The sequence below is a fragment of the Pseudodesulfovibrio sp. genome (genome assembly GCF_028692895.1).
In the GTDB taxonomy this organism is placed as follows: domain Bacteria; phylum Desulfobacterota; class Desulfovibrionia; order Desulfovibrionales; family Desulfovibrionaceae; genus Pseudodesulfovibrio.
This window is the reverse complement of record NZ_JAQUWN010000018.1, coordinates 1-20,313: the sequence shown is the minus strand read 5'-3', so window position 1 is coordinate 20,313 and position 20,313 is coordinate 1. Positions and strand designations below refer to the sequence as shown.

The 20,313-nt window shown below is 65.9% G+C and carries 12 protein-coding genes; 7 read left to right on the top strand and 5 right to left on the bottom strand.

Annotated features, from left to right (window positions below; genetic code table 11):
- Window positions 1-23: 23 nt before the first annotated feature.
- Genes dsrO through PHP91_RS06410 form a run of 3 tightly spaced genes read left to right on the top strand, consistent with a single transcriptional unit; the run spans window position 24 to window position 4,774 of the window.
- Window positions 24-743 carry a sulfate reduction electron transfer complex DsrMKJOP subunit DsrO gene (gene dsrO, locus PHP91_RS06420; protein WP_300138578.1) on the top strand — a complete coding sequence of 240 codons (720 nt, stop codon included), beginning with the start codon at window positions 24-26 and terminating at the stop codon, window positions 741-743.
- Window positions 736-1,704 carry an NrfD/PsrC family molybdoenzyme membrane anchor subunit gene (nrfD, locus tag PHP91_RS06415; protein WP_300138576.1) on the top strand — a complete coding sequence of 323 codons (969 nt, stop codon included), beginning with the start codon at window positions 736-738 and terminating at the stop codon, window positions 1,702-1,704. The genes dsrO and nrfD overlap by 8 nt, the downstream gene beginning before the upstream one ends.
- Window positions 1,697-4,774, top strand: coding sequence for a molybdopterin dinucleotide binding domain-containing protein (locus PHP91_RS06410; RefSeq protein ID WP_300138574.1), 3,078 nt, complete (start codon window positions 1,697-1,699; stop codon window positions 4,772-4,774). Before nrfD ends, PHP91_RS06410 begins: the two co-directional genes overlap by 8 nt.
- Before the next feature lie 79 nt (window positions 4,775-4,853).
- On the opposite strand, the gene PHP91_RS06405 is transcribed toward PHP91_RS06410, so the two are convergent.
- Both PHP91_RS06405 and PHP91_RS06400 read right to left on the bottom strand, forming a co-directional pair.
- Window positions 4,854-6,017: an ATP-binding protein gene (locus tag PHP91_RS06405; RefSeq protein WP_300138571.1), complete on the bottom strand. Its 1,164-nt coding sequence runs from the start codon at window positions 6,015-6,017 to the stop codon at window positions 4,854-4,856.
- The gene (locus PHP91_RS06400; RefSeq protein ID WP_300138568.1) at window positions 6,010-8,466 is read right to left on the bottom strand and encodes a response regulator; all 2,457 of its coding nucleotides are present in this window, start codon (window positions 8,464-8,466) and stop codon (window positions 6,010-6,012) included. The genes PHP91_RS06405 and PHP91_RS06400 overlap by 8 nt, the downstream gene beginning before the upstream one ends.
- A gap of 68 nt (window positions 8,467-8,534) precedes the next feature.
- Here PHP91_RS06400 and PHP91_RS06395 point away from each other — a divergent pair, with 68 nt between their 5' ends.
- From PHP91_RS06395 to PHP91_RS06380, 4 genes are all read left to right on the top strand, one after another.
- Window positions 8,535-8,879, top strand: coding sequence for a hypothetical protein (locus PHP91_RS06395; protein WP_156939755.1), 345 nt, complete (start codon window positions 8,535-8,537; stop codon window positions 8,877-8,879).
- Complete coding sequence (tnpB, locus tag PHP91_RS06390) at window positions 8,876-9,226, top strand: IS66 family insertion sequence element accessory protein TnpB (protein WP_028588654.1); 351 nt, start codon at window positions 8,876-8,878, stop codon at window positions 9,224-9,226. Before PHP91_RS06395 ends, tnpB begins: the two co-directional genes overlap by 4 nt.
- Before the next feature lie 43 nt (window positions 9,227-9,269).
- Window positions 9,270-10,808 (top strand): IS66 family transposase, encoded by a 1,539-nt coding sequence (locus PHP91_RS06385; RefSeq protein WP_300138557.1) that lies wholly within the window; start codon window positions 9,270-9,272, stop codon window positions 10,806-10,808.
- 1,696 nt (window positions 10,809-12,504) lie between these two features.
- Complete coding sequence (locus tag PHP91_RS06380; protein WP_300138554.1) at window positions 12,505-12,846, top strand: NirD/YgiW/YdeI family stress tolerance protein; 342 nt, start codon at window positions 12,505-12,507, stop codon at window positions 12,844-12,846.
- Between the two features lie 290 nt (window positions 12,847-13,136).
- Here the strand turns inward: PHP91_RS06380 and nifJ are convergent, their stop codons facing one another.
- The 3 genes from nifJ to pta are packed head-to-tail and all read right to left on the bottom strand — an operon-like array spanning window position 13,137 to window position 20,106.
- Complete coding sequence (gene nifJ, locus PHP91_RS06375) at window positions 13,137-16,739, bottom strand: pyruvate:ferredoxin (flavodoxin) oxidoreductase (protein ID WP_300138551.1); 3,603 nt, start codon at window positions 16,737-16,739, stop codon at window positions 13,137-13,139.
- Window positions 16,740-16,781: 42 nt separating this feature from the next.
- Window positions 16,782-17,984 (bottom strand): acetate kinase, encoded by a 1,203-nt coding sequence (locus tag PHP91_RS06370; protein WP_300138548.1) that lies wholly within the window; start codon window positions 17,982-17,984, stop codon window positions 16,782-16,784.
- 1 nt (window position 17,985) lies between these two features.
- On the bottom strand, window positions 17,986-20,106 hold the full coding sequence (gene pta, locus PHP91_RS06365) for a phosphate acetyltransferase (protein WP_300138545.1): 2,121 nt from the start codon (window positions 20,104-20,106) through the stop codon (window positions 17,986-17,988).
- Window positions 20,107-20,313 lie beyond the last annotated feature (207 nt).

The window sequence follows — 20,313 nt, the reverse complement described above, 5'->3', positions numbered from 1 at the left end:
CTAGCGAACAACACGGAGGCGTCATGGACAGAAGGAAATTTCTCAAGCTGGCCTGCGCGGGCGCGCCCGCCCTGGCCGGGCTGGTTCCGGCGACGGCCGGCGCCGCCGGGGAGCGAAAGCCCCGGTACGGCATGGTCATCGATCTGCGGCGATGCGTGGGCTGCCAGTCCTGCTCGGTCTCGTGCTCGGTGGAGAACCGGGTGCCGGTGGGCCACTTCCGGGCCACGGTGGGCGAGTTCTTCGTGGACGAGGACGGGACCCCGACGGTGGCCACCCTGCCGAGGCTGTGCAACCATTGCGAGGAGCCGGCCTGCGTCCCGGTCTGCCCGGTGCATGCCACCTTCAAGGCGGCGAACGGGCTGGTGCTGGTGGACAGCGCCAAGTGCCTGGGCTGCGGTTTCTGCGTCCAGGCCTGTCCCTACGACGCCCGCTACCTCAATCCCGCCACCGGCACGGCGGACAAGTGCACCTTCTGCCTTCACCGGCTGGAGGCCGGGCTGCTCCCGGCCTGCGTGGAGAACTGCGTGGGCGGGGCGCGCGTCTTCGGGGACCTGAACGACCCGGAGAGCCTGGTCCGCCGGACCCTGGACGCGCACAAGGACGACGCGCGGGTCCTGGCCCCGGAAATGAAGACCAAACCCAACGTCTATTACATCAACCTGGACGCCTTCCTGGCCAGCCCGGCCAACGTCGGCCTGCCCATGGCCGAGGGGGCCCGCCCGGCGGGAGGTGAACATGCCTAAGGTCATCGAACTGGTCAACGCGCCCCCGGCCGTCACCTGGGGCGTCATGGAGCCGCTGGCCCTCGCCCTGCTCACGGCGGCGGCAGGGGCCGTGCTCCTCGCCGGAATCCTCTCCCTGGCCGGTCGCGGCGCGGACGTCCGCCGCCTCCTCCTCTCGGCGGGCGCCGCCGCGACCGTCATCGGCATGGGGGCCCTCGCCCTGTCCCTGGGCAGCCCGCTCCATCTCTACATGTTCCTGGTCTCGCCCTCGTTCAGCTCCTGGACGACCCTCGGGACCTTCCTGCTGCCCCTGTTCCTGGCGGCCACCTGCCTGGCCCTGTACCTGGACGCGACCGGCCACGCCCGGCGGAACGCGGCGGCCCTGGCCCTGCTGCTGGCCCTGGGCGTGCTGACCTACACCTCGCGAGAGGTGGGCTATCTGCAGGGGCGGGTCATGTGGCATTGGAAGCTCCTGCCCGTGGCCTTCGCCATGGCCGGGCTGGCGGGCGGGGCGGGGCTGGCGGCCCTGCTCGGCGCGCTGCGCCGCCAGGCGGTCCCGGCCGGGCTGCTGGCCCTGGCGGCCGTGGCCTCCCTGTTCTGCGCCGGGGCGACCGGCCTGTTCGCGCCGCCCACGGGCTTCGTCCCGAGCCAGCCCGCGTTCTGGGCCGGGCTGGCCGTGGTCGGCGTGGTCGCGGCCGCGCTCTGCCTGGCGGCCCTGCGCCTCGGCGCGCTCGCGCCCGTGGCCGGGCTGGCGTCGTACCTCGCGGGTTTCGCCTTCTACGCCAAGGTGATCTTCCTGGGCCAGTCCATCCCCCGCAACGCGTTCACCCCGGTGGACGCGGAGGCCGTGGCCCGTCTCGTCTCCGTTCCGTCCGTCCTGGCCGTGCTCGGCAGCCTTGCGTTCCTGCTGGCGCTCGGCGCGGTCCTGTCCGGACTTTTCACCAACGCCGTCGCGGCGCAGGGAGGGCATTCCCATGGATAAGAAACGTCGTGTTCTCGTGAAGGCCGGGCTCTTCGCCGCCGGCATGGCCGGGATCGGCATCGGCGCGGCCGTCAGGGCCGGGGCGGCCCCGGCCGCCGAACCGGAACGGCTCGACCCCGCGCGCCTCTCGCCCCGGTCCCTGGCCCCGGAATACCGCTGCGCGGCCGACGGCTCGGTTCAGGCGGAAAAGGGCCGGCGCGTAGCCTTCAACCAGTGCTGGGGCTGCACCACCTTCTGCGGCGTGCGCGTGCACATCGACGAGGCGAGCGGCGAGGTGGTCCGCATGGCGGGCAACCCCTACAACCCGCTCTCCCACGAAAAACACTTTCCCATGTCCCTGCCGGTCAAGGACGCCCTGGCCCGCCTCTCGGCCCGTGACGACGCCGGGCACGCCGGGCGGTCCACGGTCTGCGGGCGCGGCGCGGCCATGTTCGAGGCCGCGGCCAACCCGTTCCGCATCACCCGCTGCCTCAAGCGCGCGGGCAAGCGGGGCGAGAACAAGTGGACGACCATCTCCTTCGAGCAACTGGTGGAGGAGGTCGTGGAGGGCGGCGACCTGTTCGGCGAGGGGCATGTGGACGGCCTGCGCGCCATCCGCAACCTCAAGGAACCGGCCAATCCCGAGCGCCCGGAGTTCGGTCCGATGAGCAACCGGCTGCTCCTGACCTACGCCGTGGACGACGGCCGCAGCGAATTCTTCTACCGCCGCTTCGGCATGAACGCCTTCGGCACCAAGAGCTTCGGCAAGCACGGGGCCTACTGCGGCCTCTCGTTCCGCATCGGGTCCGGCATGTTCATGGACGACCTGGCCAAGAACGCCCACGTCAAGCCGGACTACGAGAACTGCGAGTTCGCCCTGTTCTGGGGCACCGCGCCGACCCAGGCGGGCAACCCCTTCAAGCGCGCGGCCCGGCTGGTGGCCGAGGCCCGGACCTCGGGCAGGATGCGCTATGCGGTCATCGACCCGGTCCTCCGGCTGCCCGCGTCCAACGCGGCCCGGGAGCGCGCCCACTGGGTGCCCGTGGTGCCGGGCATGGATTCGGCCCTGGCCATGGGCATGATCCGCTGGATCATCGAGAACGAGCGCTACGACCGGAACTTTCTGGTCCGGCCCAATCCCGAGGCGGCGAAGAAGGCGGGCGAGATCAGCCTGTGCAACGCCACCTGGCTGGTGGCCCTGTCCGGCGAGGGCCGGGGCAGGTTCCTGCGCGCGGCGGACCTGGGCCTGGGCGGGGCGGAGGAGTACGCGGTCATGGACGCGGCGTCCGGCAAGCCCGCGTCGGCGGCCGGGAGCGACGAGGGCGTCCTGGAATTCCGGGGCGAGCTGACGCTGGCCTCGGGCGGGGCCGTGCAGGCGGCCACGGCCTTCTCGCTCCTGCGGGAGCAGGCCGATGCCCACACGCTGGAGGAACTCTCCGGCCACTGCGGCGTGCCCGTGCAGCGCATGATCGAACTCGCCCGCGAGCTGACCGCCCACGGCAAGCGGGCGGCGGTGGACGTGCACGGCGGCATGATGAGCACGTCGGGCGCCAACGCCACCTTCGCCTGCCTGACCCTGAACACGCTCATCGGCAACATCAACGCGAAGGGCGGCATCTCGGCCACGGCGGGCAGCTTCCACGGCCCGGCCATGCAGGGGCCGAAGTATGATCTGGCCGCCTTCCCCGGCCAGATCAAGCCCAAGGGCTTCCCGGCCATCCGCTGCCGCGCGCCCTACCAGAAGTCCACGGAATTCAAGCGGAAGCAGGCGGCGGGGCAGAACCCGTACCCGGCGGCGTACCCCTGGTATCCCTTCACGCCGCCGAACATGCCCGCCGAGCACCTGCTCTCCCACGTCAACGACCATCCGTTCCGCTACAAGTGCTGGATCAACTGGACGGGCAACGTCATCTACGGCCACGGCGGGCTCCAGCGGGCCGTGGACGCGGAGCTGAAGGACCCGAAGAGCCTGCCGCTCATCGTGGGCGTCGACACCTTCCACAACGAGACCAACGCCTATGCCGACTACCTGGTGCCCGACCCGTGCATGTTCGAGGGGTGGGGCGGGTTCTCGGGCGCGTGGTCCGGCGTGCTGACCAAGATGTCCACGGCGCGCTGGCCGTGCGTGGAGCCCCGGCAGGAAAAGGCGAAGAACGGCCAGCCCGTGTGCATGGAGCTCTTCGTCATCGAGACGGCCAGGCGGCTCGGCCTGCCCGGCTTCGGCGACCGGGCCATCCCCGGCGCGGACGGCGCGGTCCATCCGCTCAACGCGCCCGAGGACTACTACCTGCGGCTCGCCTCCAACATCGCCCACTTCAAGGGCCAGGTCCTGCCCGACCCCACGGAGGAGGACGTCCGGCTCTCCGGCATCGCCCGCATCCTGCCGGACATCGAGCGGGTCCTGCCGCCCGAGGAGCGCGGGCCCGTGGCCTGCGTCTACAGCCGGGGCGGCCGGTACGCGCCCTACGCCAAGAGCTATGACGGCGACTGGCTGGGCGGGCAGTGGAAAAAACCGCTCCAGATCTACAACGAGACCGTGGGCGCGTCGGTCAACTCACAGACCGGCGAGCCCTATGCGGGCGTGGCCTGCTTCAAGCCGCCGCTGTTGTGCGACGGCCGCGAGCTGCGCGCGGTCTGGAGCGAAAAGGATTACCCCTTCCTGATGACCTCGTTCAAGTCGAACCTCATCAACTCCTATTCCGTGGTCCTGGACCGGCTGCTGGCCATCAAACCCCTGAACATGGTCATGCTCAACGGAAAGGACGCCGAGAGGCTCGGCATCGCCCACGGCGACGAGGTGGAGATCGCCAGCCCGGCCGCCAGTGTCCGGGCGCGCGTCGTGGTGGGCGACGTGGTCATGCCCGGGGTCGTGGCCGTGGAGCACGGCTTCGGCCACCGGGCCCTGGGGGGCTCGGACGTGGTGGTGGACGGCCGGACCATCAAGGCGCGGGAGCGCGCGGCGAACGGCTTCAACCTCAACGACCTGGTCCCGAACGATCCGACGCGCCGGGGCGCATCCACCCTCCAGGAGCACGAGACCGGGGCCTCCGCCCGCCAGGGCATCCCCGTGCGCATCACCAGGGTGGGCTGACCGGGCCGGACGCAAAACCGGACGACGCAAAAAAAGGCCTGCGGGAGACCGCAGGCCCTTTTTTCGCGGCCGGGACGCCTCAGCTTTCCCGGCAGGGCACCGTGAAGTTGAACACGGTGCCGTTTTCGCGGCTTTCCTCAAGCCAGAGGTGGCCGCCCATGAGCTCGACCAGCCGTTTGGAGATGGACAGGCCGAGTCCCGCGCCGCTGTATCGCTTGGTCATGAAGTTCTCGCCGATGACGAAGGGCTCGAAGATGTGCTCCCGGTACTCGGGGGCGACTCCCACGCCGGTGTCGGCGACCGAGAAGAGCATCTCCAGGTTGCAGGTCCCGGCGTCGCGCGCTTCGCCCCAGGCGTTGACCGAGAGGCTCACCGACCCCTTGTCCGTGTACTGGATCGCGTTGTTCAGCAGGTTCATGAGCACCTGGCGGATGCGGGCGCAATCGAGGCTGATCCGCTCCGGGACGTTGTCGCCGAAGGACACGTCCAACTGGAGCCCCTTGGCCTCGGCCCGCTCCCGGTAGTGGGCGACCAGGGAGGCCAGCCCCTGCCTGAGCTTGCATTCCGACGGGGAGAGGCGCAGCTCGCCCGCCTCGGCGGAGGAAAGTTCGAGCAGGTCGTTGACCATGGTCAGCAGGCGGGTCGAGGAGGCCCGGGCGTCCTCCAGGAACTCTCGCTGCTCCTCGGATGGGCTGGACGAGAGGAGCAGTTGGGTCATGCCGATGATGCCGTTGAGCGGGGTGCGCAGCTCGTGGCTCATGTTGGCCAGGAAGACGCTTTTCGCCTTGTTGGCCGCTTCGGCGTCCAGTTGCGCCTTGCGCAGGGCCGACGTGCGCCGGTCGACGGTGTCCTTGAGGAGCCGGGTCTGGTCGTGCAAGGACAGGTGCGTCCTGACGCGGGCCAGGACGAGGGATGGAATGACGGGCTTGACGATGTAGTCCACGGCCCCGAGGTTCAGCCCCTTCTCCTCGCTGATGGTCCCGGTTCTGGCGGTGATGAAGATGATGGGGATGCACCGGGTCTCGTCCTTGGCCTTGAGGGCCTCGCAGACCTGGTATCCGTCCAGTCCGGGCATCATGATGTCGAGCAGCAGCAGGTCCGGCCGGGGCTCGGTGGAGGCCAGGCGGATGGCGTCCAGTCCGTTGACCGCGAACTGGACATTGTAGAGCGGCTTGAGCAGCTCCCCCAGGATCGCCAGGTTGGACGGGCTGTCGTCCACGACGAGAATGCGCGCCTTATCCATGGTTTTCCTCCCGCGGGCTTCGGTCCAGAAAGGCTCCCAGCGCCTGGTTGGCCCGGGCGAAATCGAATTTGTCCAGGGCGCGGCCGATCTCCACCGCAAGGCCGGGGGACGCCGCCTCCAGCGCGCCGCGCAGGACGCCGAAGGCGTCGATGGCCTTGATGTCGTGCTGCCCGAGCAGGATGCGCAGTTCCTCCAGCCTGGGCGGCAGCCCTTCCATGACGGCCGGGTCCACGGGGACGGATTGGCTGCCGGGCTCGTCGGGTCGGCCGAAGGCGCGGAAGACGGCTGTCGCCAGCGCGTCGCACTGGTCCAGGAGATCACGGACCGTTTCGCTGCCGGGACTCTCGTCCCGGTCGAGCCGGGCCTCTATCCGGACGAGCAGGGCGTGCAGGGCCTGAGCCCCGAGGTTGCCCGCCACCCCCTTCAGGGCGTGGGTCGCGGACCGGGCCTCGTCGTGGTCCGGCCCGGCGAGCAGGTCGGGCAGGGTCATCCGCGCCTCCTCGCACTCGCGGGCGAAGTCGACGAGGAGCCTGGTGTACAGGGATTCGTTGCCGCGCACCCGAGCCAGTCCCTTGTCCGTGGCTACGCCCGGCAGGTCCGGGAAGCCTGGGGGAGGACCGGCCAGTTCGGCCGGTCCGGCCTGTTTCGCCGGTTCCGGCGTGGGGCGGCCGCCGTCGGGCAGCCATGCCGAAATGGTCCGCAGCAGCAGGTCCGGGTCGATGGGCTTGGTGATGTGGTCGTTCATGCCGGAGAGCAGGCTTTTCTCCTTGTCGCCGGCCAGGGCGTGGGCAGTCATGGCGATGACGGGAAGCGTCTTGAGCCTGGGATTCTTGCGGATGGACTTGACCGCTTCCAGGCCGTTCATGACCGGCATCTGGATGTCCATGAGGACGAGGTCGTACTCGCTCTTTTCCAGGTGGGAGAGCGCCTCCAGGCCGTTGTTGGCGATGTCGACCTTCATGCCTGCGGATTCGAGAATCTCCCGCGCCACCTGCTGGTTGATCTCGTTGTCCTCGGCCAGGAGCACCCTCGCTCCGGCCACGTTTTCCGGGAGGCCCCGCCTGGCCTCGGGGGTGCGGCGATGCACGGTGCCGCCCTCGCCCTCGGCGAAGATGTTCATGATGGTGTCGAAGAGCAGGGACCGGTTGAAGGGCTTGAGGATGAAGCCGTCGAGGCCCATCTCGTCCGCGCGGTGGCGCACCTCCTCCTGGCCGAAGGCCGTGAAGAGGATGGTCTTGGGCCGGGTGGTCAGGCCCGTCTCCTCCCGGATCTTGCGGATCAGTTGGAGGCCGTCCATGCCCGGCAGCCGCCAGTCCGTTATCACGAGCCGGTAGGGCGCGCGCCGGTCGCTGTCCAGGATCATCTGGAGGGCCTGGTGCCCGTTGGTCGCGGTCTGGGTGTCGAAGGAGAAGGAACGCAGCGTCCTGGCTGTGATCTCGCGGGAGAGCTTGCCGCCGTCCACCACCAGGATGCGGATGCCGCGCACATGGCGCGGATAGGCATGGTAGGGGGGCTCGCGGTTGGCCTGCAGCTCGAAGGGGAGTTCCATGGTGAACGTGCTCCCCCGGTCGGGCTCGCTCGCCACCGAGATGGTCCCGCCCATCATGTTCACCAGCCGTTTGGTGATGGCCAGGCCGAGGCCCGTTCCACCGTACTTGCGGGAGATGGAGACGTCGGCCTGGTTGAACGGCTCGAACAGGTCGGCGAGCTGCTCCGGACTCATGCCGATGCCGGTGTCCTGGACCCAGAAGCGGATGGTGGCCCGCTGCTCTTCCTCGGCCACGACCTCCGCCCCGATGATCACCTGCCCCGACCGGGTGAACTTGATGGCGTTGCCGGTGAGGTTGAGCAGGATCTGACCCAGACGCAGCGGGTCCCCGACCAGGTGGTTGGGGACGGAGCTCTCCACCATGAGGAGGAATTCGAGCCCCTTCTTCTCCGCCTGCAGGCCCAGCATGTTGATCGTGTTGTTCAGCACGTCGTCCAGGACGAAGTCGATGGTCTCGATATCCAGCCGGTCCGCCTCGATCTTGGAGAAGTCGAGGATGTCGTTGATGATGCCGAGCAGGGACTGGGCCGAGGCGTAGGTCTTGGTCAGGTAGTCGTTCTGCTTGGGCGAGAGGTCGGTCTGGAGCGCCAGGTGGGTCAGGCCGATGATGGCGTTCATCGGGGTCCGTATCTCATGGCTCATCCGGGCCAGGAAGTCGCCCTTGGCCCGGTTGGCCTCCTGGGCCTCGGTCCGGGCCTTCTCCAGCAGGGCGGCGGCGGCCTTTCGGCCGTGGACGAAGCGCGCGCGGGTTACCGCGCCGAAGAGGACGAGGGTGAGGACGCCCAGGAAGATGCGCAGGTAGTTGGCCCGCAGCGGGACTATGTTCGCCTCGACGGCGCTTTGCGGCAGCAGGCAGAGGACCTTCCATTTGCGGATGGACGCGTCTTCCCGTAAGCGCACGATAAACCCCTTCTTACAGCACCACTCCATCAATGCCATGATGCCCTTCAGATCAAGGAGGAGAATTCATGGCCAAGGCATCCCGACAACAGAAGAAGCACCGTTCAGCCGATTTTTGGCGTAAGCATGTCGATGGTTGGCGTGCGAGCAAGCTGACGCAAGCCGAATACTGCCGCAGACATAAGCTTTCGGCAGGCGCGTTTTATCACTGGAAGCGGCGTTTCCTAGAGCAAAGCGAAGATGTTTCCGGCAACACGCCGGACATCGTTGCGATTCCGGTTCAGCAGATCACGGTCAAGGAAATCCAGCAACCGATCATTTTGCATGCTTCAGGCTACCAGGTAGAGCTGGCAGGCGACTTTTGCCAGGGCACCCTCGTCAAGCTCCTTGAAACCCTTGGCCGGTTCGCATGATCCTGCATTCAAACACACGGGTCTACCTCGTGCTGGGCTCAACTGATTTGCGCAAGGCCGTCAACGGCCTGTCCCTCCTTGTCGCCGGTCTTCCAGAGATGGATGTTTTCAGCGGGCAGCTGTTCGTCTTTTGCAACAAAAGCCGGACGCTCATCAAAATCCTCTACTGGGATCGCAACGGGTTTTGTCTATGGCAGAAGCGGTTGGAGAAGCATCGCTTCTTTTGGCCCGAGTCCAGGGAGCAGGCCCTGGAGCTTGGGGCACGTGAGCTTTCGTGGCTCCTTGAAGGACTCGACCCCACGCGGATGCAGGGCCATCCGAGTCTGAAATATTCGACTATTTTTTGACTATTATCTTTACATTTCAGTATATTATATGTAAAAAACCTCCATGAGCAACGCAGTCCTGCCAAATGATCCCAAGGCTTTGAAAGCCATCCTTGCCGACCGGGACGAATACATTTCCGAGTTGCAGGAGCAGGTCCGGTGGCTCAAGGCCGTCATTCATGCGGCGACTTCGGAACGTCGAGCCAAGCCCAATGCCAATGAACGGCAGTATTCGTTGTTTGACGAGGCGGAGGCTGTTGCTGCTGAGTTTCTGAAAGCCGACGACAGCACCGTCGCCGTGCCCAGCCATACCCGCAGGAAGAGAGGTCGGCGTCCCATTCCGCCAACTTTCCCCCGTGTGGAAGTTGTTCACGACCTGCCTGAAGAGGACAAGACGTGCCCCTGCGGCTCTCCTTTGACCCGCATCGGTGAAGAGGTCAGCGAAAAGGTGGACTTCATTCCGGCAAAGATTCAGGTGGTGCGCCACGTCCGGCCCAAGTACGCCTGCCGCGAGTGCGAGGGCGTGGAGGACGACAGCCCCACCGTGAAGATAGCCCCTATGCCGCCGCAGGTAATTCCCAAGGGCATCGCCACACCTGGTCTCCTGGCCTATGTCCTGGCTTCCAAGTTTGTGGACGGGCTGCCGTTTTATCGCCAAGAGCGCATGTTCGCCAGGTTGGGCCTGGATGTTTCCCGGAGCACCATGTGCGGCTGGGCTCTGCGGGTCGCCGAGGCTTGTGAGCCGATCATGGGCCTTCTGCACGAAGAGATTCTGTCTGGGCCGGTCTTGAATCTGGATGAAACCACGGTGCAGGTGTTGAAAGAACCTGGCCGGAAGAACACGAGCAAATCGTATATGTGGCTCGCCCGAGGCGGACCTCCTGGAAAACCCGGCGTACTCTTTCATTATTCGCCCTCGCGTTCCGGCAAGATTGCCGAGGAGTTGGTGCGCGATTTTTCAGGCTACCTGCAAACCGACGGTTATGCGGGGTACAACGCACTGGGAGAGCGGGAGGGCATCATCCATGTGGGCTGCATGGCGCACGTGCGACGCAAATTCATGGACGTGCTCAAGTCCGGGACAAAGAAACGCGGCACGGCTCAGGAGGTGGTCGATCTTATTGCTCAACTCTACGGCCTGGAAAAACAGGCCCGGCAAGCGGGCTTTGATGCGGATCGCATCCTGGCCATGCGTCAGAACCAGTCCCGTCAGATCATGGACACCATAAAGGCCTTGCTTCTGGAGCGGGGACAGCCCACGCCGCCCAAAAGCCTTCTCGGGCGGGCTATAGCCTATGCCTTGGGACAGTGGGAACGAGTTGAAACGTATCTTGAAGACGGAATCTTGCTGCCAGATAACAATTTGGCCGAAAACGCCATCCGTCCCTTTGCGGTTGGTCGGAAGAACTGGCTCTTTTCAGGTTCACCCAGAGGCGCTGCAGCAAGCGCGGCCTTGTACAGCTTGGTCGAGACGGCGAAGGCCAATGGACTGGAACCATTGCGATATCTGCACTTTCTCTTTGAAGAGCTGCCGGGCGTGAAGTCGGATGATGAGAGAAGAAGCTTGTTGCCGCAGTATCTTGCCCCTGAAGAACTGGTGTGATAGCTAGATGGTGAAGATTGGAAGAGGCTAAGAAAATTTACGCTTACAAAGCTGTTTCCGCTCACGTCTTCCCGGCCGTGAGCGCCGGGCGTCACCTGGATGGTGGAAAAGGTGTAGATTCCTTCGGGGGTGGTGAACTGCCCGGACTCCTCGGCGGCGATCCGCTTCCAGGCCTCGGGATGGAGGGCGGCGAACGAGACGGATTTCCTGTCATCGAACATGAAGGTCCACTCCTGGCTCTTGTCGGGCGAGAGCAGCCAGTAGCCGTCCATGTTCAGGAGCATGGTGTGGTCCCGCTCCCCCGCGTCTCTGGCCACTTCGTCGAGGATGCGCTGGCCGAGGTAGTTGAGGATGATGATGCCGCGCCGTTTCCCCGCCTGGTCATAGAGCGGCGTGCAGACCCGCAGCATGGGCTTGAGCGGGCGCTCCAGCTCCCCGTTCTCAATGTTCAGGTCAAAGGGGGAGACGTAGATTTCGCCCTTGCCCAGCTTCATCGCCTCGATAAAGTAATAGCGGTCCCGCTTGTCCTGGAGTTGCGAGGCCGGGACGGCCGCCGGACGGCCATTGTTGTTGTTCACCCGGATCAGCTCCATGCCGTCGAGGTCGAGGATGCGGACCTGGTCGTACACCTTGCTGATGTTGCACAGGCTGACGAATTCGCTCTGGATGTCGTGAAAGCTCGTTTCGTCCCGGTCGTTCAGGTAGTTCAGGAGCTCTACGTGGTGCGAGGCCAGTTGGAGGTCGATGAACAGGTCCTTGAGCCCGATGCCGACGACCTTGGAGCCAAGGTTGTTGTGCATCTGTTCGTTCAGGCGCAGGGATTTGCCCTCGGCGTCGACATCGATCTTGTACATCTGGTGCAGGGCCAGGCCGCTGGCCAGGGAGAACACCAGAACCGTGGAAAGGAAACTGCGGATATCGAGAAGCCACCAGTCGATTCTTTTCATGGTTCCGCCATGTTGTTCGTGAGCGTCCCCTTCCGTTGCGGACCGCCGCAGGCCGCTCCGGACGGCCGGGCTTGGGACGGCCCGGCCGTTCCCGGAGCCGACGCCTTTTGGGATGGGCCGTATTCTGTCTCATACGTGATAATTCATGACTTGGTAACAATTATGCTTTTTATCTTCATATTTATAATGCCGACGGAAAAAGAACCCGGGAAAACAAGGAGGCGGCTTTTCACTTCATCCGGCCCGTCTCCCGTTTTCACGAGGCGAGGGCGGAATCCGGCTCAAGGACGATGACCGGCCCAGGCAATCCCGCCGCCCCGTCATCGGCGGGCCGCGCTCCCCTGACGCAGCCGTTCGTCAGGTCGCTTCTTTTTGTCGTCTCATTCCTGCGGTCCGCCTCTTCCGGTTCCGGCGCCAGACGCTCCCGGTTCGGCGACCCGAATCCCCGACTTCGCTCACCTGGTTTTTCCGGTTCGGCTTCCGGTTTTGGGCGTTCCCTTCCTCCCCCGGACGCCATGGCGGGGGAGACGCTCTTTTCCACGAGGCCGGGAACGGATTGATTGATCGTACGGTCAATTTTGATTAACCAATCAATCAGTTTGCAAACTTTTTTAAAAAATTATTTAATTACAGCATATTATGGCTCAACATTTTTCTTGAGCAAAGAAAAAAACGTGATACTTAAGAGGCGTGACCGGGGAGGACCGGCCGCGAGACGAGCAAAAAACCAAAACTTCGGGGATAAAATTATGAGACACTTTACCGCTTTCATGATCGTGATGGCCATGGTCGCCGCCTTCGCCTTTTCCGCTTCCCAGAGCATGGCCGCCGGCCACCCGGTGTCCACCACCGTGTCCGACGCCAAGGCTTCCGCCGTCGATTCCGACGTCCGGCTGGACGGCCGCGTCATCAAGCACATCAACGGCAACGAATATCTCTTCGACGACGGCACCGGCGAACTGCTGGTCTACATCACCGATCCGGCCCAGCAGCGGATTGCCGCCAACGGCCAGAACGTCGAGATCAAGGGCAACATCGTCCGCAACTTCATGTACACCGAGGTGCAGGCGGAGTCCGTTTCCGCCCGTTAACCGATAGCTCCGCCCACGAGGGCGAAAGGGAGGCTGTGGCAGCAGCCTCCCTTTTTTCATGCCCGGCTTGCGGCGTGATCCGGCGACGTGGAGGGAGCGCAGCAGGATCGGACCGGGGCTTGGCTCGACGATCCGCACGTGTAAAAAGGGGAGACTGTGGCAGCAGTCTCCCCTTTTACTTCGGGGTGGGTCCCGGCCGGAGCCGGGACCCGGTCAGGTCCATGCGGTCCTTGGGGAGGCCGTGGTCTTGCGAGTTGCGGTCACCAAAACCGGGCCTGACGAGCTATGGGTTACCGTCCGTCGTCGCAGGCGTCGCCTCCGCCGGGACGGGAATGTTCGGCCGTGCTGGTCGATTCGCACGCCTGGAGGGGCTCCTCCGGGGCGGGCGCGGCGTCCTCACGGGCCAGGTACTCGTACTGGGCGTACCGCTTGGCGTAGTCAGCCTCGATGCGCTTGCGCAGGGTTTCGGCCGCCTCGGGGTGGAACTTCTCCAGCATGGCGTAGCGGTTCTCGCCGGAGAGGAATTCCTGGAGGGTGCCGTCGGGCGCCTTGGAGTCCAGGGTGAACGGGTTCCTGCCCTGGTCGGCCAGCGCCGGGTTGTAGCGGTAGAGCGGCCAGTAGCCCGAGGCCACGGCCAGCTTCTGCTCCAACTGGGTCTTGCCCATGCCCTTCTTGATGCCCTGGTTGATGCAGGGGGCGTAGGCGATGACCAGGGACGGGCCGGGGTAGGCCTCGGCCTCGGTGAAGGCCTTCAGCAACTGGTTCTTGTCCGCGCCCATGGCCACCTGGGCCACGTAGACGTAGCCGTAGGTCATGGCCATGCGGCCCAGGTCCTTCTTGCCGGTGCGCTTGCCCGCGGCCGCGAACTTGGCCACCGAGCCGAGGGGCGTGGCCTTGGAGGACTGGCCGCCGGTGTTGGAGTAGACCTCGGTGTCGAGCACCAGGACGTTGATGTCCTCGCCCGAAGCCAGGACGTGGTCCAGGCCGCCGTAGCCGATGTCGTAGGCCCAGCCGTCGCCGCCGAATATCCACTGCGAGCGCTTGGTGTAGAGGTCGGTCATGGCCGCGATCTCGCCGAGCACGCCGTCGGTCTCGCCCCGCAGGGCCTCCTTCAGCTTCGCGCCCCATTCGGTCGATCCGTCGGCCTTGTCCTTGTTGGCCAGCCAGCCCGCCAGGGCGATCTTCCGCTCGCCGTCCACCCCGGCTTCCAGGGCGTCCAGGGCGAGCTGGGCCAGCCGCTCGCGCCGGTTGGCGTATGCCATCTGGATGCCGAAGCCGAACTCGGCCGCGTCCTCGAACAGGGAGTTGCCCCAGGCCGGGCCGTGGCCGTCGCGGTTCACGCAGTATGGGGTGGAGGGGGCCGACGCGCCCCAGATGGACGAGCAGCCCGTGGCGTTGGCCACGACCATGCGCTCACCGAAGAGCTGGGTCAGCACCTTGACGTAGGGCGTCTCGCCGCAGCCCGCGCAGGCCCCGGAGAACTCCATGAGCGGCTGGCGGAACTGGGAGCCCTTGACCGACTCGCGCTTGAAGGCGTCCTTGTAGGCGACGGTCTCTGCGAAGTCGAAGTTGGGGACCTGGTCGCCGGTCTGGGTGGCCAGGGGCTTCATGACCAGGGCCTTTTCCTTGGCCGGGCAGATGTCGGCGCAGTTGCCGCAGCCCAGGCAGTCCAGGGTGTTGACCTGGAGACGGAAGCGCATCCCCTTGACGTCCTTGCCCGTCGCGTCCAGCGTTTCGAAGGCGGCCGGGGCCCCTTTGAGCTCGTCGTCCGTGGCCAGCACGGCGCGCAGGGCGGCGTGAGGACAGACAAAGGCGCACTGGTTGCACTGGATGCAGTTTTCCTTGATCCACTCGGGCACAAGGATGGCCACGCCGCGCTTCTCGTACTTGGCGGTGGCGGCGGGCATGGCGCCGTCCAGGCTGAAGGCGGACACGGGCAGGGTGTCGCCCTTCTGGGCCAGGACCGGGCGCATGACGTTCTTCACGTAGTCGGGCTCGTCGCGGACCACGGCCGGGTCGTCGGCCAGGGTCTTCCAGGCATCGGGCACCGGGATTTCCACGATGGCGTCCACCGCGTTATCCACGGCGGCGTTGTTCATGTTGACGATCTTGTCGCCCTTCTTGCCGTAGGCCTTCTTGATGCCGTCCTTGAGCAGGGCCACGGCCTGGTCGAAGGGAATGACGTCGGCCAGCTTGAAGAACGCGGTCTGCATGACCATGTTGATGCGGCCGCCCAGGCCGGCCTCGCCCGCGATCCTCACCGCGTCCACGGTGTAGAACTTGAGGTGCTTCTCGGCGATGGTCCGGCGCATGGCGGCGGGCAGCTCCCGGTCCATGTCGGCGGCGGTCCAGGCGCAGTTGAGCACGAAGGCCCCACCGTCCTTGATCCCTTCCAGCACGTCGTAGAGGTGGACGTAGCTCGGGTTGTGGCAGGCCACGTAATCGGCCGAGGTGACCAGGTAGGTGGACTGGATGGGTTTGTGCCCGAAGCGCAGGTGGGAGATGGTGATGCCGCCGGATTTCTTGGAGTCGTAGGCGAAGTAGCCCTGGGCGTACATGTCGGTGTTGTCGCCGATGATCTTGATGGCCTGCTTGTTCGCGCCCACCGTGCCGTCGGACCCCAGGCCCCAGAACTTGCACTGGACCGTGCCCTCGGGGGTGGTGTTCAGGGTCTTGCCCACGGGCAGCGAGGTGTGGGTCACGTCGTCGACGATGCCCACGGTGAAGTGCTCCCTGGGAGCGGGGGCGTCCATGTTGTCGAACACGGCCTTGGCCATGGCCGGGGTGAACTCCTTGGAACCGAGGCCGTAGCGGCCCGCCAGGACCGTGGCGGAGAGGCCCTCCTGCTTGAAGGCGGTGCAGACGTCCTGGTAGAGCGGGTCGCCCAGTGCGCCGGGCTCCTTGGTCCGGTCGAGGACCGTGATCCGGGAGGCGGACCGGGGCAGCACGTCCAACAGGCGTTCGACCGAGAAGGGACGGTAGAGCCGGACCTTGACCAGGCCGACCTTCTCGCCCTTGGCCGTGAGCTGGTTGACCACCTCCTCGATGGTCTCGCAGGCCGAGCCCATGGCCACGACCACGCGGTCCGCATCGGGCGCGCCCACGTAGTCGAAGGGCTTGTAGCTCCGGCCGGTCAGGGCAGAAACCTTCTTCATGTACTCCTCCACGATGCCGGGCACGGCGTCGTAGAGCGCGTTGACCGTCTCGCGGCCCTGGAAATAGATGTCCGGGTTCTGGGCCGTGCCACGGATGTTCGGGGTCTCGGGGTTCATGGCCCGGGCCCGGAACGCCTTGATCTTCTCCATGTTGACCAGGGGCTTCATGTCCGCGTAGTCGATGACCTCGATCTTCTGGATCTCATGGGAGGTGCGGAACCCATCGAAAAAGCTGACAAAGGGCAGGGAGGCCTCGATGGCCGAGAGGTGGGCGACCAGGGCGAGATCCATGACCTCCTGGACCGAGGCCGAGGCGAGCATGGCGAAACCGGTCTGGCGGCAGGCCATGACGTCCTGGTGGTCGCCGAAGATGGACAGGGCGTGCCCGGCGATGGCGCGGGCCGAGACGTGGAACACGCCGGGCAGCAGCTCGCCCGCGATCTTGTACATGTTCGGGATCATCAGCAGCAGCCCCTGGGACGCCGTGAAGGTGGTGGTCAGCGACCCGCCCGCCAGCGCGCCGTGGACCGCGCCCGCCGCGCCCGCCTCGGACTGGAGCTGGCGCACCTTGACCAGTTGGCCGAAGACGTTGCGGCGGCCCTGGGAGGCCCATTCGTCGGCGATCTCGCCCATGGTGGAGGAGGGCGTGATCGGGTAGATGGCCGCGGTCTCGCTCATGGCGTAGGCGACGTGCGCCGCGGCGGTGTTGCCATCCATGGTCTTCATTTTCTTGGACATGACTGTCTCCATTGTGTGGTTTTGCGCCGCCGGGGGGGACGGCTATGCGTTTTGCCGGACGATGGCCACGGTGGACCGGGCGATCTCCAGCTCTTCGTTGGTGGGGACGATGAGGATCTTCACCGGGCCGCCGTCGGCCTGGATTTCGCGTATGCCGGAGGCGCGTTTTGCGTTCTTCACTGGGTCGATGCGGATGCCGAGCGGTTCCAGCCCCTTGCAGGCCTCGGCCCTGACGTCGGCGTCGTTTTCGCCGATGCCCGCCGTGAAGACCAGGGCGTTGACCGTGCCGAGCACGGCCAGGAACGAGCCGATGAATTTCTTGACCCGGTAGGCGAACATCTCGAAGGCCAGGCGGGCGTTGTCGTCGCCCCCGGCCCTGGCGGCGTGCACGTCGCGCATGTCGCCCGTGCCGCTGATGCCGAGCAGGCCGCTCCTGAAGTTCATGGCCGCGTCGATCTCGTCCAGGGTCATGGAGGCGTGCTTGGCCAGGAAGGGCAGGATGGCGGGGTCGATGTCGCCGCAGCGGGTGCCCATCATCAGCCCGGCCAGGGGGGTCAGGCCCATGGTGGTGTCCACGCACTTGCCGGCCTTGACCGCGTCCATGGAGCAGCCGTTGCCCAGGTGGATGGTGATGAGGTTGACCTCGGACGGGTCCTTGCCCAGATACTGCGCGGCCTTGCGCGACACGTACTTGTGCGAGGTGCCGTGGAACCCGTACTTGCGGACCTTGAGGTCCTTGTAGAACGAGAGCGGCAACGGGTACATGAACGCGTAGTCGGGCATGGTCAGGTGGAAGTCGGTGTCGAAAACCACCACGTTGGGCGTGTCGCCGAAGATCTTGCGCGCCTCCACGATGCCCGTGGTGTTGGAGCTGTGGACCGGGGCCAGGGGGATGTTGGCCCGGATGGTCTCCACCACCCGGTCGTCCACCAGCTCGGGGTGGGAGAAGGACTCGCCGCCCTGGACCACCCGGTGGCCGATGGCGTCGATCTCGTCCAGGGACGAGACGGCGCGGGCGAGTAGCTTTTCCACCATCAGGCGCATGGCCTCGACGTGGTCCGGGATGGGCCTCTCCTCGGCGTGCTTCTCGGCCTCGTCGGCCTCGGGCAGCTCGGTGTGGGTGATGCGGCCCATGGGCTCGCCGATGCGTTCGACCACGCCGCTCGCCAGGACCGATTCATCGTCCATGTCGCGCAGTTGGTACTTGAGGGACGAGCTGCCGCAGTTGATGACCAGTACCTTCATGCTAGAGCTCCTTTTCCGCCTGGGCCTGGATGGCGGTTATGGCCACGGTGTTGACGATGTCGCGCACGCGGCAGCCCCGGCTCAGGTCGTTGACGGGCTTGTTCAGGCCCTGGAGCACCGGGCCGATGGCCGTGGAGTCCGGCACGGCGCGCTGCACGGCCTTGTAGGTGTTGTTGCCGGTGTTCAGGTCCGGGAAGATGAAGACCGTGGCGTGCCCGGCGATCTTGCTGTCGGGCAGCTTGGTCCGGGCCACCTCCGGGTCCACGGCGGCGTCGTACTGGAGCGGCCCCTCGATGGGCACGTCCAGGCCGCGTTCGGCCGCCAGCTTCTTGGCCAGCTCCGTGGCCTCGATGACTTTTTCCACGTCCTCGCCCTTGCCCGAGGTGCCGGTGGAGTAGGAGAGCATGGCCACCTTAGGCTCGATGCCGAAGAGGCGGGCCGTGGCCGCCGAGTCCAGGGCGATCTCGGCCAGTTGGGCCGCGTCCGGCTTGGGATTCACGGCGCAGTCGCCGAAGCAGACCACCTTGTCGTTCATGCACATCAGGAAAACCGAGGAGACGATGGAGCTGCCCGGCCGGGTCTTGATGAACTCGAAGGCCGGGCGGATGGTCTGGGCCGTGGTGGTCACCGAGCCGGAGACCATGCCGTCGGCGTCGCCCATCTTGACCATCATGGTCCCGTAGTAGGTGGGGTCGCTCATGCGGTCGCGGGCGTCCTCCATGCGGATGCCCTTGTGTTTGCGCGTCTCGAAGTAGGCTGTGGCGTACGCCTCGAACCGGTCGGACTCCGTGGGATTGATGATCCGCGCGCCGCCCAGTTGCACGCCCAGGCGGCTCGCGGCCTGGCGCACCTCCGCCTCGTCGCCCAGGAGGATGATCTCGGCCACGTTGCGCCGGACAAGGATTTCGGCGGCCTGGAGGACGCGGTCGCTCAGCCCCTCGGGCAGGACTATGCGCTGCCGCCGGGACTTGGCCTTTTCGACGAGGTTGTATTCGAACATGAACGGCGTGATCTTGTGCGAGACCGTGGTCACCAGCCGCTTGCGCAGCTCCTCGGTGTCCACCCTGGATTCGAACAGGGCCAGGGCCGAGGCGATCTTGGCCGTGTTCTCCGGGTCGATGGTGCCGTGCAGGGCCTGGAGGATCTGGGTGGTGCGGAAGGTGTGGTCCTTGACGCTCAGGATGGGCACGGGCACGCCGGTCCAGCCCTCGATGAGCCGGTGCAGGCTTTCGGTGGGCTGGATGCCGCCGGTCAGGACCATGCCCGCGATGTTGCCGTATGCCGACGACTGGCGGGAGGTCAGGGCGGCCAGGATGATGTCCGAACGGTCGCCGGGGGTGATGATCAGGCTGCCCTCGGCCACGTAGTTGAGAAAGTTGGCGATGTGCATGGCCGCCACCAGGAAGTTGTCCACGGGCTGGCCGAGCTGGCCGTGGCCGTAGAGGACCGTGGCGTCCAGCCACTTGATGACGTCGCGGATGGTCGGGTCGCCCAGCCGCTTGTCGTCGGGGATGATGTATGTCAGCAGCGGGTGGGTGCTCGCGGTCCGCTCGCGGATGGTGTCGAGCAGGGTGGCGGGCATGTCGGGGTCGGCCCGGTTGACGATCAGCCCCAGGATTTCCAGGCCGCGCTGCTCGAAGGTCTCCACGGTGCGCTGGGCCGTGTCGCAGAGGTCGGCCTCGTCCTGGCCGCAGCCGTTGACCACCAGCAGGACCGGGCAGCCCAGGTTGGAGATGATGGCGATGTTCATCTCGTATTCCAGGGTCGCGTTCTCGCCGATGTAGTCGCTGCCCTCGCAGAGCACGAAGTCGTATTCCTTCTCCAGCTCCTTGAACTTGTTCAGCGTGGTTTCCAGCAGCAGCGCCTTCTTGCCCTGGTTGAGCAGGCGGCGCGCCTCGCTCAGGGTGTAGGCGTGGGTCCGCTCGTAGGGAATGTCGAGCTTGAAGTGGCGGACGGCCAGGTCGATGTCGTGGTCCGGGACGTCCTTGAGCGGGTCGTTGATGATCGGGCGGAAGATGGCCACCCGCTTGACGTGGGCGCGCAGCAACTGCATGACGCCCAGCAGGATTGCCGACTTGCCGCTCCGGGGCTCGGTGGCCGCAATGTACAGGCTCTTCGACATGGTTTTCGTCCTTTTCTCCCCCAGGGAGGGAGGGCTTTCCGGGGAAAGCCCTCCCGCGTCGCGTTCCATTGGGGGTTGGGGGTGGTGGTGGGGCGGAACGCGACCTCTTGGGGCTGATTCTTTGTTCCCTACAGGTCCGCCGGGTTGATGAAGTGGCGGGCCTCACCCGCCGAGTCGCGGTCGTAGCAGACCAGGCCGCAGCGCAGG